This is a genomic window from Aliirhizobium smilacinae (genome assembly GCF_006335145.1).
Lineage (GTDB): Bacteria > Pseudomonadota > Alphaproteobacteria > Rhizobiales > Rhizobiaceae > Neorhizobium > Neorhizobium smilacinae.
The window spans coordinates 770,258-788,424 of sequence record NZ_VDMN01000001.1; the positions used below are offsets into that span (position 1 = coordinate 770,258).

The 18,167-nt window shown below is 59.0% G+C and carries 17 protein-coding genes; 8 read left to right on the forward strand and 9 right to left on the reverse strand.

Features of this window, described 5'->3' with window-relative positions; all coding sequences use genetic code 11:
• Window positions 1–53 precede the first annotated feature (53 nt).
• From lon to clpP, 3 genes are all read right to left on the reverse strand, one after another.
• A complete protein-coding gene (gene lon / locus FHP24_RS03705; RefSeq protein WP_139673020.1) occupies window positions 54–2,474 on the reverse strand; it encodes an endopeptidase La in 2,421 nt (806 codons plus the stop codon).
• A gap of 387 nt (window positions 2,475–2,861) precedes the next feature.
• Window positions 2,862–4,139 carry an ATP-dependent Clp protease ATP-binding subunit ClpX gene (clpX, locus tag FHP24_RS03710; RefSeq protein ID WP_139673023.1) on the reverse strand — a complete coding sequence of 426 codons (1,278 nt, stop codon included), beginning with the start codon at window positions 4,137–4,139 and terminating at the stop codon, window positions 2,862–2,864.
• A gap of 278 nt (window positions 4,140–4,417) precedes the next feature.
• Complete coding sequence (gene clpP / locus FHP24_RS03715) at window positions 4,418–5,050, reverse strand: ATP-dependent Clp endopeptidase proteolytic subunit ClpP (RefSeq protein WP_139673026.1); 633 nt, start codon at window positions 5,048–5,050, stop codon at window positions 4,418–4,420.
• 364 nt (window positions 5,051–5,414) lie between these two features.
• Here clpP and FHP24_RS03720 point away from each other — a divergent pair, with 364 nt between their 5' ends.
• The 5 genes from FHP24_RS03720 (at window position 5,415) to FHP24_RS03740 (ending at window position 11,061) form a co-directional block, all read left to right on the forward strand.
• A complete protein-coding gene (locus FHP24_RS03720; protein WP_139673029.1) occupies window positions 5,415–6,662 on the forward strand; it encodes a GGDEF domain-containing protein in 1,248 nt (415 codons plus the stop codon).
• Window positions 6,663–6,765: 103 nt separating this feature from the next.
• Window positions 6,766–8,520 carry a gamma-glutamyltransferase gene (ggt, locus tag FHP24_RS03725; RefSeq protein WP_139673032.1) on the forward strand — a complete coding sequence of 585 codons (1,755 nt, stop codon included), beginning with the start codon at window positions 6,766–6,768 and terminating at the stop codon, window positions 8,518–8,520.
• A 56-nt stretch (window positions 8,521–8,576) separates the two neighbouring features.
• On the forward strand, window positions 8,577–9,824 hold the full coding sequence (locus FHP24_RS03730) for a cytochrome P450 (RefSeq protein ID WP_139673035.1): 1,248 nt from the start codon (window positions 8,577–8,579) through the stop codon (window positions 9,822–9,824).
• A gap of 132 nt (window positions 9,825–9,956) precedes the next feature.
• The gene (locus tag FHP24_RS03735; RefSeq protein WP_139673039.1) at window positions 9,957–10,376 is read left to right on the forward strand and encodes a CidA/LrgA family protein; all 420 of its coding nucleotides are present in this window, start codon (window positions 9,957–9,959) and stop codon (window positions 10,374–10,376) included.
• A complete protein-coding gene (locus tag FHP24_RS03740; RefSeq protein ID WP_139673041.1) occupies window positions 10,363–11,061 on the forward strand; it encodes an LrgB family protein in 699 nt (232 codons plus the stop codon). Before FHP24_RS03735 ends, FHP24_RS03740 begins: the two co-directional genes overlap by 14 nt.
• Here FHP24_RS03740 and FHP24_RS03745 read toward each other — a convergent pair.
• Window positions 11,058–11,855, reverse strand: a complete 798-nt coding sequence (locus tag FHP24_RS03745) for an SDR family NAD(P)-dependent oxidoreductase (RefSeq protein ID WP_139673044.1) — start codon at window positions 11,853–11,855, stop codon at window positions 11,058–11,060. The two genes, FHP24_RS03740 and FHP24_RS03745, sit on opposite strands and share 4 nt — an antisense overlap.
• A gap of 168 nt (window positions 11,856–12,023) precedes the next feature.
• Here FHP24_RS03745 and FHP24_RS03750 point away from each other — a divergent pair, with 168 nt between their 5' ends.
• Window positions 12,024–12,497 carry a MarR family winged helix-turn-helix transcriptional regulator gene (locus FHP24_RS03750; protein ID WP_180355880.1) on the forward strand — a complete coding sequence of 158 codons (474 nt, stop codon included), beginning with the start codon at window positions 12,024–12,026 and terminating at the stop codon, window positions 12,495–12,497.
• 26 nt (window positions 12,498–12,523) lie between these two features.
• Here the strand turns inward: FHP24_RS03750 and FHP24_RS03755 are convergent, their stop codons facing one another.
• From FHP24_RS03755 to FHP24_RS03765, 3 genes are all read right to left on the reverse strand, one after another.
• A complete protein-coding gene (locus tag FHP24_RS03755) occupies window positions 12,524–12,763 on the reverse strand; it encodes a hypothetical protein (protein WP_139673050.1) in 240 nt (79 codons plus the stop codon).
• 104 nt (window positions 12,764–12,867) lie between these two features.
• Window positions 12,868–13,212 carry a cupin domain-containing protein gene (locus tag FHP24_RS03760; protein WP_139673052.1) on the reverse strand — a complete coding sequence of 115 codons (345 nt, stop codon included), beginning with the start codon at window positions 13,210–13,212 and terminating at the stop codon, window positions 12,868–12,870.
• A gap of 40 nt (window positions 13,213–13,252) precedes the next feature.
• The gene (locus tag FHP24_RS03765) at window positions 13,253–13,852 is read right to left on the reverse strand and encodes a TetR/AcrR family transcriptional regulator (protein WP_210237804.1); all 600 of its coding nucleotides are present in this window, start codon (window positions 13,850–13,852) and stop codon (window positions 13,253–13,255) included.
• An 85-nt stretch (window positions 13,853–13,937) separates the two neighbouring features.
• On the opposite strand from FHP24_RS03765, the gene bdcA reads away from it, so the two are divergent.
• Window positions 13,938–14,651, forward strand: coding sequence for an SDR family oxidoreductase (gene bdcA, locus FHP24_RS03770; protein ID WP_139673055.1), 714 nt, complete (start codon window positions 13,938–13,940; stop codon window positions 14,649–14,651).
• A 360-nt stretch (window positions 14,652–15,011) separates the two neighbouring features.
• A complete protein-coding gene (locus FHP24_RS03775) occupies window positions 15,012–16,583 on the forward strand; it encodes a TerC family protein (protein WP_139676105.1) in 1,572 nt (523 codons plus the stop codon).
• A gap of 24 nt (window positions 16,584–16,607) precedes the next feature.
• Here FHP24_RS03775 and FHP24_RS03780 read toward each other — a convergent pair whose 3' ends face one another.
• Both FHP24_RS03780 and FHP24_RS03785 read right to left on the reverse strand, forming a co-directional pair.
• Complete coding sequence (locus FHP24_RS03780; RefSeq protein ID WP_139673058.1) at window positions 16,608–17,018, reverse strand: response regulator; 411 nt, start codon at window positions 17,016–17,018, stop codon at window positions 16,608–16,610.
• A gap of 133 nt (window positions 17,019–17,151) precedes the next feature.
• Window positions 17,152–18,072, reverse strand: coding sequence for a cation diffusion facilitator family transporter (locus FHP24_RS03785; protein ID WP_139673061.1), 921 nt, complete (start codon window positions 18,070–18,072; stop codon window positions 17,152–17,154).
• Window positions 18,073–18,167 lie beyond the last annotated feature (95 nt).

The following is an 18,167-nucleotide window of genomic DNA, read 5'->3' on the forward strand; positions in this document are numbered from 1 at the left end:
CGGCTTTCGCCGGCTTTCTCCACAATTCAAACTCGGTTTGCCCGAGGTATCGCTTAATGGGCGATGGTCGTAGCGCCGTCTTCGGATCCTTCGACATTGGCAATAACCGGCGTTTCAACCGTGCCATCCCACTCGATCGGTTCAGGGCGACGCACCAGCGCATGCTTGATCACCTCGCCCATACGGGACACAGGAATGATCTCCATGCCGTTCTTCACATTGTCCGGGATCTCCGCCAGATCCTTGGCGTTCTCTTCCGGGATCAGAACCACCTTAATGTTACCGCGAAGAGCAGCAAGCAGCTTTTCCTTTAGGCCACCGATCGGCAGGACACGGCCGCGCAGGGTGATCTCGCCGGTCATGGCAACATCCTTGCGAACCGGGATGCCGGTCATGATTGAGACGATCGCCGTTGCCATGCCGACACCGGCGGACGGACCGTCCTTCGGGGTCGCACCTTCCGGCACGTGGACGTGAATGTCCGACTTGTCGAAGCGCGGCGGCTCAATGCCGAAATCGACAGCGCGCGAACGGACATAGGATGCCGCCGCGGAAATCGATTCCTTCATCACGTCCTTCAGGTTGCCGGTGACGGTCATACGACCCTTGCCGGGCATCATGACGCCTTCGATCGTCAGCAACTCGCCGCCGACTTCGGTCCAGGCGAGACCGGTGACGACACCGACCTGATCCTCGCCCTCGGCTTCACCGTGACGATAGCGCGGAACGCCGAGGTAATCCGAAATGTTGGCCGCCGTAACGGCAACCGACTTCGTCTTGCCTTTGATGATCTCGGTCACCGCCTTGCGGGCGAGCTTCATCAATTCACGTTCGAACGAACGAACACCGGCTTCGCGCGTGTACTGCTGGCTGATTGCCATCAGAGCATCGTCGGAGACCGAGAATTCGTGCGGCTGCAACGCATGTTCCTTGATCGCCTTCGGCAGAAGGTGACGTTTGGCGATCTCGCGCTTTTCATCTTCCGTGTAACCGGCGATGCGGATGATCTCCATGCGGTCCATCAGCGGACCCGGAATGTTGAGCGTGTTCGCCGTGGTGATGAACATCACGTCGGACAGGTCGTATTCGACTTCCAGGTAGTGGTCCATGAAGGTCGAGTTCTGGGCCGGATCAAGGACTTCGAGCAGAGCAGACGACGGATCGCCGCGGAAATCCGAGCCCATCTTGTCGATCTCGTCGAGCAGGAAGAGCGGGTTGGACTTCTTTGCCTTCTTCATCGACTGAATGATCTTGCCGGGCATCGAGCCGATATAGGTGCGGCGGTGACCACGGATCTCGGCTTCGTCACGGACGCCGCCGAGCGCCATGCGCACGTATTCGCGGCCGGTCGCCTTGGCAATCGACTGAGCAAGCGAGGTCTTGCCGACGCCCGGAGGGCCGACGAGGCAGAGGATCGGGCCTTTGATCTTGGTGGCGCGGGCCTGCACTGCAAGATATTCGACAATGCGTTCCTTGACCTTATCGAGACCGAAATGATCGTTTTCGAGGATCTTTTCAGCGTTGTTGAGGTCGGTCTTGATCTTCGACTTCTTGCTCCACGGAATACCCAGCAGCCAATCGAGATAGTTGCGCACGACGGTGGCTTCCGCCGACATCGGGCTCATCTGACGCAGCTTCTTCAGCTCGGCGTCTGCCTTTTCCTTGGCTTCCTTGGAGAGCTTGGTCTTGGAGATGCGCTCTTCCAATTCGGCCATCTCGTCACGGCCTTCGTCGCCGTCGCCGAGCTCCTTCTGGATCGCCTTCATCTGTTCGTTCAGGTAATATTCGCGCTGGGTCTTTTCCATCTGGCGCTTGACACGCGAGCGGATGCGCTTCTCGACCTGCAGGACCGAGATTTCGCCTTCCATGAAGCCCAGCGCCTTTTCTAGACGCAGCTTGATGGACACCGTTTCCAGCATTTCCTGCTTTTCGGTGATCTTGATCGACAGGTGCGAGGCGACCGTATCGGCCAGCTTCGAGTAATCCTCGATCTGGCTTGCGGCACCGACGACTTCCGGCGAGATCTTCTTGTTGAGCTTCACGTAGTTCTCGAACTCGGAAACGACCGAGCGAGACAGGGCTTCGACCTCGACAGCATCCTCTTCGGGCTCGTCGAGAATGTCGGCCTTGGCTTCATAGAAGTCTTCGCGATCGGTATAGGTATCGATCTTGGCACGCGCACGGCCTTCGACCAGAACTTTGACCGTACCGTCGGGCAGCTTGAGGAGCTGCAGGACGTTGGCGACGGTGCCGACCTTGTAGATCGCATCGGATTCCGGATCGTCGTCGCCGGCATTGATCTGGGTGACGAGCATGATCTGCTTGTCGGAGCCCATGACCTCCTCAAGTGCGCGGATGGATTTCTCACGTCCGACGAACAGGGGAACGATCATATGCGGGAAGACCACAATGTCGCGCAATGGCAGGACCGGGTAAGTCGCAGTGCCGGATGCCGCAGACGTTGAACTTGTCATCTTGTTTCCTTTCATCGTCCCGTTACCGGGATGGCTTGAGCAAATACCCAAGCACTTCACTCCCGCTCAAAGTGGAGCTTTCCTAAACGGTTTTCAAGCCTTGCAGGAGCCCGGCCTTTGCCAGTGTGACAGGGATATTACAAAGCGCCCACGCAAACACAACATACCGAACCGGGATCGACTACAGATGCTTGTCCTGCATGGATATAAACGAAACGAAGCAGCTGATATGCCGATGATCTTCGTGGTTCGTCTCTAAAGCAAGCTGAATATCGCGCAACCGTCCGTCCCGGAGATTTTTCGGGTTAGGACAAGTGAAACACAGCTTACCAACGAAAAGAGGCCCCAATGTGGGGGCCTCTTTGAGCTTGATTGAACTGTCCCGGATCAGGCCGAAACGTTGGCTTTCTCGTCCTGGCGATCCGCATAGATGTAGAGCGGGCGGGCATTGCCCTTCACCACGTCGTCTGAGATCACGACTTCACGAACGCCATCCAGAGCCGGCAGTTCGAACATCGTGTCGAGCAGGATCTTTTCCATGATCGAACGAAGGCCGCGTGCGCCGGTCTTGCGGATGATCGCACGTTTGGCGATTTCGCGAAGAGCGTCCTCGTGGAAGGTCAATTCCACGTCTTCCATCTCGAACAGGCGCTGATACTGCTTGATCAGTGCGTTCTTCGGCTCAGACAGAATCTGGATCAGCGCGTCTTCATCCAGGTCTTCGAGCGTTGCCAGAACCGGCAGACGACCGATGAATTCCGGGATCAGACCGAACTTGACCAGATCCTCTGGCTCCAGTTCGCGCAGGACTTCGCCGACGCGGCGATCTTCCGGGGACTTGACGGATGCACCGAAACCGATCGAGGTCTTCTCGCCACGCGCAGAGATGATCTTGTCAAGACCGGCAAAAGCACCGCCGCAGATGAACAGGATGTTCGTCGTGTCGACCTGCAGGAATTCCTGCTGCGGATGCTTGCGACCACCCTGAGGCGGAACCGAGGCAACCGTGCCTTCCATGATCTTCAGAAGCGCCTGCTGCACGCCCTCGCCCGACACGTCGCGGGTGATCGAGGGGTTGTCCGACTTGCGCGAGATCTTGTCGACTTCGTCGATATAGACGATGCCGCGCTGTGCGCGCTCGACATTGTAGTCGGCGGACTGCAGGAGCTTGAGGATGATGTTTTCGACGTCTTCACCGACGTAACCGGCTTCGGTCAGCGTCGTCGCATCGGCCATGGTGAAGGGAACATCGATGATGCGGGCCAGCGTCTGGGCAAGATAGGTCTTGCCGCAGCCGGTCGGACCGACGAGCATGATGTTCGACTTCGCGAGCTCGACGTCACCGCCCTTGGAGGCGTGCGCGAGGCGCTTGTAATGATTGTGAACGGCGACCGACAGGATGCGCTTGGCCTGCTGCTGGCCGATGACATATTCGTCGAGGACCTTGATGATGTCCTGGGGCGTGGGAACGCCGTCACGGGACTTGACCATCGAGGTCTTGTTCTCTTCACGGATGATGTCCATGCACAATTCGACGCATTCATCGCAGATGAATACGGTCGGTCCGGCAATCAGCTTGCGGACCTCGTGCTGGCTCTTTCCGCAGAAGGAGCAGTATAGGGTATTCTTGGAGTCGCCGCCGTTGCCGCTGCTGACTTTGCTCATATCACTTTCCTTCCAGCACTCTGCGCTCACGTAAAGACGGGCGCAGTCCACTCAACCGCTGCCGGCACGTGACACCGACGGGCTTCACGTGCCTGCCCTGCTTCTGGGGTACTCTACCGGTCCATATACTGGTCCGGCGGCAACGAAACCCTCTGAAACGCATGCTATGTCATAAAAGTTCAACACAGCATTAATAGTTACTAATAGCGCTTTCCCAGCGACTTGAAACCCCTTTTTGCTCACAACGGGGTGACAGTCACCGAAAGGCTACACTGCGATCAGCCTTCCGAGCCGCCTTCAAGCTCCTGACGCGTGGTCAGGATCTTGTCGATGACACCCCATTCCTGGGCTTCGTCGGACGTCATGAAGTGGTCACGGTCGAGGGTCTTTTCAACTTCCTCGAGCGTGCGGCCGGTATGCTTGACGTAGACTTCGTTCAGGCGGCGCTTCATCTTCAGGATGTCGCGCGCATGGCGCTCGATATCCGAGGCCTGGCCCTGGAAACCGCCGGACGGCTGATGCACCATGATGCGGGCATTTGGCGTTGCAAACCGCATGCCCTTTTCACCGGCGCACAGAAGCAGCGAGCCCATGGAGGCAGCCTGACCGATGCATAGCGTCGAAACGGCAGGCTTGATGAACTGCATCGTGTCGTAGATCGCCATGCCGGCGGTGACGACGCCACCCGGCGAATTGATGTAAAGCGCGATTTCCTTCTTCGGATTTTCAGCCTCGAGGAAAAGCAGCTGGGCGCAGACGAGCGACGCCATGTGATCTTCCACCGGGCCGGTCAGGAAAATGATGCGCTCCTTCAACAGGCGCGAATAGATGTCGTAAGAGCGCTCACCGCGATTGGTCTGTTCGACGACCATAGGCACCAGGGCCATTGCGGTATCAACTGGATTTTTCATGTCCGTCCTTTGTCAAATGCCTTGCCGAAGGCAACGTGGCGCCCCGGAATCATTGGAATGGGTCAACCCCTACATAGAGTGTCAATGCCCGGTACTTCAAGACGGAGAGCCCGATATCCTTAACTCGCTTTAGATGCACAAGCCTGACCGCATGCGCGCTGTCGCGAATAAACGCTCCGGGCTCAATGATGGTCCGGCAATAACCACCATCTTTTTCGCCGCCAAGGTAAAGCGGTGGTAAATCACGCACCAAACAAAGCCTCAAGCCAGATATAGCGCCCTGAAAGGTCGTTTGGCGCAAACTTCACCTTAAACTTTCGGCCTTATACACGCGACGTGCCTGGGTTCGGCAAGGGGTATTGCGTTGGATATTGTTACGGGTTTCATGATCTGGGCCGCAGAGGCCAGCACGATCGGTGTTCTTTTGTGGACGCGCTGGTTTTACGAGCGCCAACCGTTTTACTTCACCTGGGGAACAGGTTTTATTTTTCACGGCCTCGGCATCGGCATGGTGGCGCTGCGTGGCACATTGCCGGATTTCGTCTCGATCGAGATCGCCAATGTCATGGCGCTCGGCGGCATCGGCCTTTGGGTCGCCGGAATGATGCAGTTCGATAATCGGCGCGTAGAGCCGCTTGTCGCCATACCGTCGCTGATCTTCGTCGCCGGCATGCTGCTGGAGCCGGTGCGGACCAATTTCAGCTATCGCGTCGCCCTCTTTCATGGCGCAGCTTCCGTCGGATATTTGATGTTGATCGCCACCGTTTTATGGGGGGAAAACGGCCGCTCGCAGACCCGCCGCGTCTTCGCAACATGTGTCGGCATCCAGGTCTTGTCGAGTATCATCGTTGCAGTCTTTGCGCTGATCAGCCAGCCACAGTCGTTTGCCTCCGGCAACAATTCCTTCCTGCTGCTTCTGGTTGCCGCCCTTTGCTTCATTGCGGCCATCATGAGCGGCAGCAAACTCATCAGCGAACGCAAGGAAGCCAAGCTGAAACTGCTTGCAGTCACGGATCCGCTGACCGAGCTTTTGAACCGGCGCGGGCTGATCGAGGAATTCCACAAGTTGAAACGGTCGCATGCCGACGATAGCGGATTTCTGGCGCTGATCCATCTCGACCTCGACGGCTTCAAACAGATCAACGATATCTACGGCCACCAGGCCGGCGACGAAGTGCTCGTAGCGTTTGGCAAGATCGGTACGGCCGCACAGCGCGGACGTGGATCTTTCGGACGCATGGGGGGCGAGGAATTCGCCTCGATCATGTATGTCGCCAACATGATCGAAGCCGCAAGCGTCGCCGAGGCGATCCGCACGACGTTAAAGCGTCAGCCGATCACCGTCGGAGAACATCAGATCCCTGTCACCGTCAGCATCGGTATCGCGCTTGCGGAAATCGGATCGGCCAATCTCGACACGCTACTCAGCGCTGCAGACCGGGCACTCTATGTCGCCAAGACCAATGGCCGGGACCGCACGGCGATTGGGACGGAGAATGATGTCTCTATCGTTCCCGCCATCGATCATGCCGATACACCTGACACGCCGGTTCAGGCCAACATGACGCAACAGGTTGCAGCGCTGAGGCGGATCGTGGCGATCGGCAAGTAAGCTTCTCGAATGTCGGGAGGCGGCTCCGTTTTTCGTTCCGCCCCCTTGCCTTCCTTTCCCGGATCACCCAATTCCCTTCGAAACGAAAACGAGAGGGTGGGACATGGCGAAGAGAGTTTATGGGGCTGTGGTCATCAGCCTGCTATCGATCTCGTCCGCATCTGCGCAGCAGGCATCAGACACGATCGCACCCGAGCTCGCGACAGGCGTGACCAGCGCCAGCCGAGTCGAAGCCCGGGACTTCATGGTCGCGGCAGCCAATCCGCTGGCCGCACAGGCTGGCCGGGACATTCTGGCCAGCGGCGGCAACGCGATCGATGCCATGGTGGCCGTGCAGGCTGTCCTTGGCCTCGTCGAACCACAGAGTTCCGGCCTCGGTGGCGGCGCCTTTCTCGTCTATTACGACGCTGCCGCCAAGCGGCTGACGACGTTCGATGCGCGCGAAACCGCACCGATGGACGCGACGCCCAAGCTTTTTCTCGACGATTCCGGCCAGCCGCTGAAATTCATGGACGCCGTCGTCGGGGGCCGTTCGGTCGGCACGCCTGGTACAGTGCGGCTGCTGGAGGATGTCCAGATACGCTACGGCAAGCAAAGCTGGCCGGCACTCTGGAAACCGGCCGCCAAGCTCGCTCGCGAGGGTTTTGCTGTCTCCCCTCGCCTTGCGTCGCTGATTGCTGCTGAAGGTGATGCGCTGAAGCGATATGAAGGTCCTAGGACCTATTTCTTCGATCAGTCCGGCGCGCCGCTGAAGGCGGGGCATGTTCTGAAAAACGCGGATTATGCCGAAACGATCGAGGCGATCGCCACCGGTGGTGCCGATGCCTTCTATCGCGGCCCGATCGCGGAAGACATCGTCAAAACGGTACGCGGCGCCCGCGACAACCCGGGCGTCCTGTCCCAGACCGACCTTGCCATCTATCATATCAAGGAAAGGAAGCCCGTCTGCTTCCCTTACCGTGCACTGGACATCTGCGGCATGGGACCGCCCTCTTCGGGCGGCATTGCGATCAGCCAGATGTTGGGAATGACGGAGAATTTCGATCTCAAGGCGCTTGGGCCGGAAAATGTCGAAAGCTGGAGGATTATCGGCGATGCACAGCGGCTGGCATTCGTCGATCGCGAGCGTTACGTCGCGGACACAGATTTCCAGCCGCTGCCGATCAAGGGACTGCTCGACAAGACCTATCTTGGCGAGCGCGCAAAGCTTCTCGACGGAGACAAGGCGCTTGAGAAGGACGCCGTCAAGGCCGGCGAGCCCGAATGGGATCACGCCATGCTGCTTGGCAGGGATGCCGCGATCGAATTGCCGTCTACCAGCCATTTCGTCATCGTCGATAAGGAAGGCAACGTTGTCTCGATGACGACGACGATCGAAAACGGCTTCGGCTCGCGGCTGATGACACATGGTTTTCTGCTCAACAACGAGCTGACCGATTTTTCCTTCAAGACCCATGACGGTGGGCTTGCCGTCGCCAACCGCGTCGAGCCGGGCAAACGGCCGCGCTCGTCCATGGCGCCGACGATCGTGATGAAGGACGGCAAGCCGCTGCTGGCCATCGGTTCGCCGGGCGGCAGCCAGATCATCGGTTATGTGGCGCAGGCACTTATCGCCTATATCGACTGGGGCATGCCGGTCGAACAGATCGTCGCCCAGCCGCATCTGATAAATCGTTTCGGCACATACGATATCGAGGCCGGGACGACGGCGGAAAAATTCGCCGAGCCTCTGAAGGCGCTCGGATATGCGGTGAAATCCGGCGACATGAACTCCGGCCTGCATGCGATCGAGATCACAGGAAACGGGCTTGTCGGCAGCGCCGATCCCCGCCGCGAGGGCGTTGCTCTCGGCCAGTAACCGGAGTTGCCTTATCCCGATTGCGCAGCGCAGAGCCTTTGCGCTACGCATCGGGAATGACATCGCTCCCCGACTTCCTCCGCATCGACCCCACGACACGCCAGGTCTCGCTCGATGGCCGTGATCCTGCTTTTTACAGCGATCCGAACAGGGTCTATTCTGTATTCCACCAGCATTGTCCCACCTTCTACTGGGAAGAGCAGAGGCAGTGGTTCTTTACCGGTTATGACCGTGTGAATGCGCTTTTGCGCGACCGGCACTTCGGGCGGCAGATCCTGCATGTGGCAAGCCGCGAGGAGCTTGGCATGCCGGAACCGGAAAAGCATCTTGCCAATTTCGACCTTGCGGAGCGGCATTCGCTGCTGGAGATCGAGCCGCCGGAACACACGCGGCTTCGCACGCTGGTCAACCGTGCCTTCGTGTCCCGCCATATCGAAAAGCTCAGACCCGAGATTGCAGATCTCGCCGAAAAGCTGATCGACGGGTTCGAGAAAGACGGCAGGACCGAATTGCTCTCGTCCTTCGCCGACATCATTCCGGTGACGATAATCGCGCGGATGATCGGCATTCCCGACGAGATGGGGCCGCAGTTGCTAAAATGGAGCCACGCCTATGTCGGCATGTACATGTTTAAGCGTTCGGCAGCGGACGAACATGCCGCCGACCGGGCGGCGAGAGAATTTTCCGACTATGTCAGGACGCTGATTACAGAGCGCCGCAAAACGCCGGCGGAAGACCTGCTCAGCCACATGATCCACACCGAGCATAAGGGCCAGCACCTCACCGACGACGAGTTGGTGTCGACGACGATCGTGCTGCTTAATGCCGGTCACGAGGCGACGGTGCATCAGATCGGCAACTCGGTTCGGGTCATTCTCGAAAGCGGCCTTTCGCCGGATGCGCTATTTCGCGACGAGGCTGCAACACAACGAACGGTGGAGGAAACGCTGCGCATCTGCGCGCCCGTCCACATCTTCCAGCGCTGGGCGCTGGAGGACATCGAAGTCGATAGCGTTTCTTTGAAACGCGGCGACAAGGTGAGCCTCATCCTCGCCGCGGCCAATCTCGATCCGAAAATGTTTTCCGATCCCTTGCTCTTCAAGCCGGAGCGGAAGGAAGCACAGAACCTGTCGTTCGGCGCAGGCATCCATTTCTGCATCGGCGCACCGCTCGCCCGGCTGGAACTGAATACGGTGCTGCCGATCCTGTTTCGCCGTCTGCCGGGCCTGCGGCTTGAGGCAAAGCCGACGGTAAAAGACGTCTATCATTTCCACGGTTTGGAGCGACTTGATCTGTTCTGGTGAGGAATATTCAGGCACCGAGCGACAGTACGCCACATCGAAAACACATGGCTCATATGCGATCTGTTCGATTGTTTAGCGAGAACAGTACCTTATAGTACGGCTCAGGGAGGATTGTTGAATAGGACCCCTTCCGTGACCAAGCGCAAGACCGCCATTCTCCTGCATAAGAGCCTTCGCGGCAGCCGCCTCGCACAGGTGGCGCTGATCGTGCTTCTGTGGCTTGCCGGCGAGGCCGTGTCACGCAGCACCGGCATACCTGTCCCTGGCAGCGTACTTGGCCTGTTCGGCCTCCTTTATCTGCTCCTAACCGGCACGATCCACCTTTCGACCATGCGGCGTGGCGCATATTTCCTGCTGGCTGATATGTTGCTCTTCTTCATTCCCGCGGTTCTTGCGGTGCTCGACCATTCCGAATTCCTCGGCCTTGTCGGGCTCAAGGTGCTCGCCGTCATTGTCGCGGGAACGCTGGTCGTCATGTGTGTAACGGCTCTGGCTGTGGATGTCGGTTATCGGCTGATGCTCCGTCTGGAGAACCGTCATGCCGTCTCCTGAGACGATCCTGATCACAGCCTTCTGGTCGGTGGCGACGATCGCGATCTATCTTCTCTCCAAACGAACCTATCGCCGCTGGCCCGCAATCTGGTCGTCACCCATGGTGCTGACCCCGGTTCTCTTGGCGGCGCTGGCACTCTCGCTGCACACGACTTACAGCGAATATATCGGCGCTACCCGCTGGCTGATGGTCATTCTTGGTCCGGTCACTGTCGCCTTCGCAATCCCGATCTACGAGCAGAGAGCAATGATCCGACGCTATTGGCCGGTGCTGATCTTCGGCATCGTTGTCGGCAGCGGTACGGCCATTTTGACAGCCTGGGCACTGGCGAGCCTGCTGTCTATCGACGGGACGCTGCGCCTCAGTCTTTTGCCGCGCTCGATCAGTACTCCGTTCGCCATGTCAATTTCGGAGAATATCGGTGGTGTGCCGGATCTTACCGCACTCTTCGTGGTGCTGACCGGCGTGCTTGGCGCCACACTCGGCGAAAACCTGCTGCGCGTTCTTCCGCTTAAATCTTCACTCGCGCGCGGCGCCCTGTTCGGAATGGGCGCGCATGGTGTCGGCGTCGCCAAGGCGAACCAGATCGGCGCCGAGGAGGGCTCGGTCGCCGGTCTGGTGATGGTGCTGGTCGGACTCGTCAATGTACTTGCCGCACCGCTTCTGGCTTATATTCTGCGTTAGCTTCCGACACCGTATCGGGCTGCAGGCTTGCGCAGCGACAGATGCGGTCCAAGTGCGCCGCGGGCGGCGAGATAGGCGTTCCAGATGCCGTCATCGGCAAGCGCCGGGATCGTCACGAGCTCTCCCTGATCAAAGCCGGCCAATGCCGCATCCACCAGATCCGCTACATCCATGACCTTTTCCTGATCCAGATCGTCGAAAGAGCGCCCGACGCGATCAAAGATCTCGGTGCGCGTCAGGCCGGGCAGAACCGCCTGGATACGCACATTTTTGCCATTCAGTTCGGCAGCAAGAGATTCGGTCAGACTCAAGACAAAGGCCTTGGTGGCGCTGTAGGTGCCGTTGAACATCTGCGGGGCGAGAGCGACGACGGATGCCGTGTTGATGATCGCCCCTGCCCTGCGTTTTGCAAATGTCTGTGCAGCCGCGACAGCGAGCCGATTGGCGGCCGTGACGTTCAGCGCAACCATCGTGTCCAGATAATCGACATCGCTTTCAAGCAGTGACGTGACCGGTCCGATGCCGGCATTGTTGACGAAAAGCGTGATGGCCTCGTCCTGCCTGAGCCTGTCCTCCACCTTCAGAACGTCAGCCCGCTCACTGAGGTCGGCACGCAGGACATCGGTGCCAACACCATAGGTCGTCTTCAGCTTCTCGGCCAGCTGGCCAAGGCGCTCGGCGTCACGCGCCACGAGGATCAGATCATAACCGCGGCTTGCAAGCCGGTCGGCATAGGTGGCGCCGATGCCGGACGAGGCTCCGGTTACAAGCGCAGTTCCAAGCTTGGATGTCATGACAATTCTCCTGTTTTTGTTAAGGCTGGAATTTAATGGTATATGCCACTATATTTGAGGAGCAAATTCCGCAGCGCAAGTGGCCGTGAATAATTTTGTTCACGCGTGCAGGATTGCAGACAGCCCATAGCCTTGCCGGCAAGCGCAAGTGCTGAGATGAAGGATGTCATGGAGAAGATCGAAAACAGTATCTGGATGAATTGCAGCAGCAGCTCGGTCCGCCGGGCCTCACGCCAGCTCGGACAGCTTTACGGCGATGCGATGGGCCTAACCGACCTTCGCGGCACGCAATTTACGCTGCTCACTCAGATCAGATATCTCGATGAACCGACGCAAAAGATGCTGGCACAGGCAATGGTGATGGATCTGTCGGCATTGGGCCACACGTTGAAGCCGCTCATCCGGGACGGCCTGGTGGAACTGGCGCCCGATGAAAAGGACCGCCGTGCCAAGCGCGTGAGGCTGACGCCGGAAGGCCTTGCCCGGCAGACGGAACTTGTCGGCCAGTGGCAGGAAGCGCAAAGGCGGTTCGATGCGGTTCTGGGGGCTGAAAAATCAGCGGAGCTTCGCCGCACCCTTGCCTTCGTCGCCTCGGAAGAATTTGCCAAAGCCTATGCGGCTGCGGGCAAGAAGGGCGATTGAAACCCGCCCAACCATGTCTGCCTGGATTACAGCCAGCTGCGTCCATCGGCATCGGCCTGGCAGCCGTAGGGCGGCAGGACATTGCCGAACGTGACATGCAGCTTGTCGCAGCCCCATTTGCGAACCGGCGTCGGAAGGCGACTGTTGATCTCGATGCCGACTTCGTCATAGGGGCTGTCGGTATTGCCGACGTAACGGTACCAGCGGAAGCCGACGACGACCGATAGGGCAATGACGACAGTCAGAAGAAGTTTTACAATTCGCATGTGGGCATCCGGGTTATCCTCGATCCGAGCGGGTTTAGCCCGGACGGCTACAGATCGGCACCCCTCTTCCACGTCTTTCCCCAGACACTGACCGTACGCGCAAGCTAAACCCGGATCACGTAGTCCTTGCGAGTCGTTTCAACGACTTCCCAGCTTCCCTTGAAGCCGGGTCTGAGGATCATTCGGTCGCCGGCGCGAAGATGAACGGGCTCGCCGCCTTCTTCGGTGATGATCGAATGGCCGGATAGGACGTTAAAATATTCCCACTCGTCATAGACGATCCGCCACTTGCCGGGCGTCGCTTCCCAGACGCCGGCATAGATACCCCCCTCGGCCTCCTCGACATTCCAGGTGCGGAATTGCGGGTTACCTTCAATCACGCGGTCAGGTGCCGGTGCGCCCTCTTCCGGTTCGATGGTCGCAAGATCGAATGTCGTCCAGGTCTGCATCACCAATCCTATTTTGGGCCAACGGCCACCGTCATATGTTTCACCTGCCGCTTGTCAGATAAGCGGAAAGGCCTTCGGCGGCTATGCCTGCCATGACACGCAATCGCTGCGTCGGCATGCCGTTGCGGGCGCTGGCCGACAGGCCCGCAAAAGACATCATCACATAATCGGCCGCGAGGTCTGCATTGTTTGCGTCGAGGACAACAATCTTTTCGCGGATATAAGCCCGGCTTGCCTCCATGCGCGCACGGGCTCTGTCGCCCGCCTCCGGGTCCGCGGTGCCTCTGGCACCCTCGATCACCATGCAGCCGCAAGGACCATCGCAGGCGTAAGCATCTGCGGCATATCGGAGAAGTTTGGTGACGCCGGCCGGCAACGGGGTGCCGGGGGCAAGCGCCGTATCGACGTCCAGCCCCTCGGTCTTCTCGTATCGCCTCAGGGCTTCGTCATAAAGCGCCAGCTTGCTGCCGAAAGCCGCGTAGAAACTTGGCGGATTTATGCCAAGCGCCTGCGTCAGGTCTGCTACACTCAGGCCGTCGTATCCCTTCGCATGAAACAGAACCTGTGCCTTGGCGAGTGCCTCGTCACGATCAAAGGCACGCGGCCTTCCGCGCTTGGCAGTTATTTTTGTATCACTCACTACAAAATCCTTGACGTCGCTTGTCCGTATCTTTATGTAACGCTCACTACATTAAATCTCAAGCCTCAATACAGGGAGACATGCAATGACGGACTTCCACGAAAAAAAGGTCATGGTTCTTGGCGGCAGTCGCGGCATCGGTGCCGCAATCGTTCGCCGTTTTGCGAAAGACGGCGCCAAGGTGACGTTCACTTATGCCGGATCTAAGGATGCGGCCGACGCGCTTGCGGCAGAGACCGGCGCGGAGGCGGTGAAATCCGACGCGGGTGACCGCTCGCAGACGATCGCCACGGTCAAGGCTGCCGGCGCATTGGACGTGCTGGTCGTCAATGCCGGGACACTCGTTCTCGGCGACCCGCTTGAGACAGACCCGGATGCGGTCGACCGGATGATCGACATCAATGTGCGGGCGCCCTACCACGCCTCGGTGGAAGCAGCCCGACAGATGCCGGAGGGCGGCCGGATCATCATCATCGGTTCCGTCAACGGCGACCGCATGCCGTTTGCCGGTGGTGCCGCCTACGCGCTGACCAAATCGGCAGTCCAGGGCATGGCCCGCGGCCTCGCCCGTGATTTCGGCCCTCGCAACATCACCGTCAACGTGATCCAGCCCGGCCCGATCGATACCGACATGAACCCGGCCGACGGCCCGATGAAGGACACGATGCACGGTTTCATGGCACTGAAACGCCACGGCCGACCGGAAGAAATCTCCGGGCTTGCCGCCTATCTCGCCGGCCCTGAAGGTGGCTTCATTACGGGGGCGATGCACACGATAGATGGTGGCATGGGCGCCTGATCGCCCAAAGGTACGGCAGGATATCCTCTCCAAAAGACAGCCTGCCGTGGGCATTATCTCAAAAAAATGAATGCGGTCAGGATGCAATTGTGGCCGCAATCGTCTATAGCCCTTCGCCATGGACAGCCGATTGCGTTTGTCCGGCCTGACGAGTCGCGTAAAATCGGCAAGGACATCGGACCGGACGTTCCACCTTCATGGTCGAGAGATGACCGCGCCCCGCTATAAGCCGGGGACGCCTGATCGCGCCATCGCGCATATGTTCCATTTTATGCCGTTCCCGTTCCGGGGCGGCATTTTTTGTTTTCCCTTTCAACCACAAAAGGAATGGCCACCAGAAACGGTGTGCCGCTTATCATCATGATATTCGAATGGATGTCCGACCCCGCCGCATGGGCGGGTCTCGCCACCCTCATTGTTCTTGAAATCGTTCTCGGCATCGACAATCTCGTGTTCATCGCGATCCTTGCCGACAAGCTGCCAGAGCACCAGCGGGAAAAGGCGCGCCTTGTCGGCCTCGGCCTGGCGCTCATCATGCGCCTGATCCTGCTCGCCTCCGTGGCCTGGATTGTGACGCTGACAGCACCGCTCTTCACAGTCGCCGGTCTGGAAATCTCCGGCCGCGACCTGATCCTGCTGTTCGGCGGCGTGTTCCTTTTGTTCAAGGGCACGATGGAACTGCACGAGCGCCTGGAAGGTCATTCCGGTCCTAAGGAAGGCAAGATCGAACACGCCGTGTTCTGGCAGGTTCTGGTCCAGATCGTCGTCCTCGACGCCGTTTTTTCGCTCGACAGCGTGATCACCGCAGTTGGCATGGTGCAGCATCTTTCGGTGATGATGATTGCCGTCATCGTCGCCGTCGGCGTCATGCTGATATGCTCGAAGCCGCTGATGGCCTTCGTCTCCAAGCACCCGACCGTGGTCATCCTCTGCCTCGGCTTCCTGATGATGATCGGTTTCTCGCTGATCGTCGAAGGCCTCGGTTTCCATATCCCGAAGGGCTATCTCTATGCGGCGATCGGCTTTTCGGTCCTGATCGAGGCGTTCAACCAGATCGGCCGCCGCAATCGCGAGCGTTTCATGAGCACCGGCGACCTGCGCGAGCGAACGGCAAGCGCCGTTCTCTCGTTGCTTGGCAGCCGTCGCGGTGAAAACTCGCTGGGTGAGACGGGCGACGTAATTGCCGAGCGCGCATCGGAAAACGAGCTGTTTACACCGGTCGAACATGAGATGATCGAGAGCGTTTTGACGCTTGCCGATCGTCCGGCCAAATCCGTGATGACGCATCGTCTCGAGATAGACTGGCTGGATATTGGAGACAGCGACGAGGAGCTGCGCCGCAAGGTTCTCGAATCAGGCCATTCCCGTTTCCCGATCGCACGCGGCAGCCTCGACGAGTTTCTCGGCGTCGCGCTCGCCAAGGACCTGCTGCGCGACCTCATCGAAACCGGCAAGATCGATTTCGAGCGGTCGTTGCGTCAGCCTCTCGTGGTGCATGAAAGCGTCAATGCGCTGCGACTGCTGGAGCAGTTGCGCCAGTCGCCGCTGCAGGTGGCGATCGTGCTGGACGAATACGGATCGGTCGAAGGCATGGTCACGGCAACGGACCTGCTGGAAGCCATCGCCGGTGACTTTGCCGACGATGACGAGGAACAGTTGACTGTGGAGCGTGGCGAGGACGGCTCGCTTCTGGTCGACGGCTGGATCGACATCCGCCACGTATCGAGACTTCTCGACAGCGATCTCGTCGATGATGCCGACCGCTATTCAACGCTGGCCGGGCTTATCCTCTGGCGTCTCGGCCATCTTCCGGAAAAGGGCGAAACGTTTACCTTCGGTGGCCTCACTTACGAGGTGGTATCGCTTGACGGGCGCAATATCGACAAGGTGCGTATTCGTGCTGCCAACTCGGCGGCGACCGAACCGGCATAAACCGGGCCTTGAGCCCAGATACCATCAGGCGGACCGGCGGCGAGGTTCCTTGCCGGTCTGCTCCCTGCCCTTCAACATATTGCCGACAGTGATCAGCAGGGTTCCCGCCGCGCATGGTTTCGCCAGTCGCCGGGCTGTAGCCGGCAATTCGGAAAGATCTCGGCCGGTGCGGGCAGACGAGACGACAATGCCGATCCGCGGGGCGCATTCGGCCACCATCTTGGCGAGATCGATACCGTTCAGCGATCCCGGCATATCGATATCGGTGAGCACGAGATCGATATTCTCGAACTGGCCGAGCCTGCCGACCGCCTCCAGTACGCTGCTGGCCTCCAGCACCGCATAACCCGCATCTTCGAGAGCGTCGGCCATCGCAAAGCGGATCAGCGCGTCATCCTCGACAACCAGGATCGTCTTCTGCCGGAACGTGTTCATCGCCGTTATCCTTCTTCAATCGTCGCACCATGAACGCATGAAGATTGGAAAGGATTGCGGCAGCGGCTGTGCCAATTCGAAACATGTTTAATAAAATACGAACGAAATCAGACGGCTTTCGGAAGGAAACCTGTCAATCCGCCCATTCCGGATCGCTGGTGAAAACGATCGTCAGCCAGCGGTCGGGGCCTTCATCACCGATCGCATCGCCGATCTCGTCGCGGATCGCATCCCATTCCGACAGATGACGCGCCGGCCAGTCGGACGGCGCGATGAAGAACAGTTCGATCTGCTTGCCGCGGCCGACGCGGGCGACATAGGCGCGATAAGACAGGAAACCGTGACGCTCGACGATGTCTTCCGCTACCGCATCGACATGCCGCTTTAGGTCGACCGGCGTCACAAGCAGGATATCGGCGACAGCCTGGCGCACATTGGAAAACGGCGCCGGCAGGATCACCACGCATATGATGGCGAGCACACCGGGATCGATATAGGGCCCGAGCCATTCCAGTTCGGTACCTTGTATGAAGTGACCGAGAGCGAAGGCGATTACGAGTGCAGACGCCAGCGCGGCAGACATCGCCCAGGCCTGGCTATCGAGCGCGATGAAGCCGGATTTCAGCTCACGGTTTGCCCGCCGGCAGAAAAGCCACATGGCGAACGCGATGACCATCGTCACCACGGCAAAGATGATGGCCGGGCCGAAATCGATCGCCCGACCGCCGGCCATCAGGCTGCCGACGGCGCTGATGAATGCAAAAATTGCAGCTCCCATCAGAAGCGTGCCGTTAAGGCCGAGCACCATCGGCTCCAGATGCCAGAAACCAAGGCTGAAGCGATCGATCAACTTGCCCTTCGCCGTTGGCTCTGCAGAAGTCGCGATGAGCTTCGACACCAGCAGCGCCAGAAGCGTCATGAAAGCGTCAGCCAGGGAATAAAAGCCGTCGAACACGATGGCGAAGGAGCCGGACAAAAGACCGACGATGATGCCGAATGCCGCCAAGGCGGCCGTGACGGCGATGGACAGCCGAAGAAGTGACTGCTCGCTCACGGGAATTCTCCATTGAAGCGGGAGTGTGCTCCCCCGCCCCTTATCTGTTTTCTTCTAGGCCAATCCCAAAAGCGGCGTGTCCGATGACCGTCGCC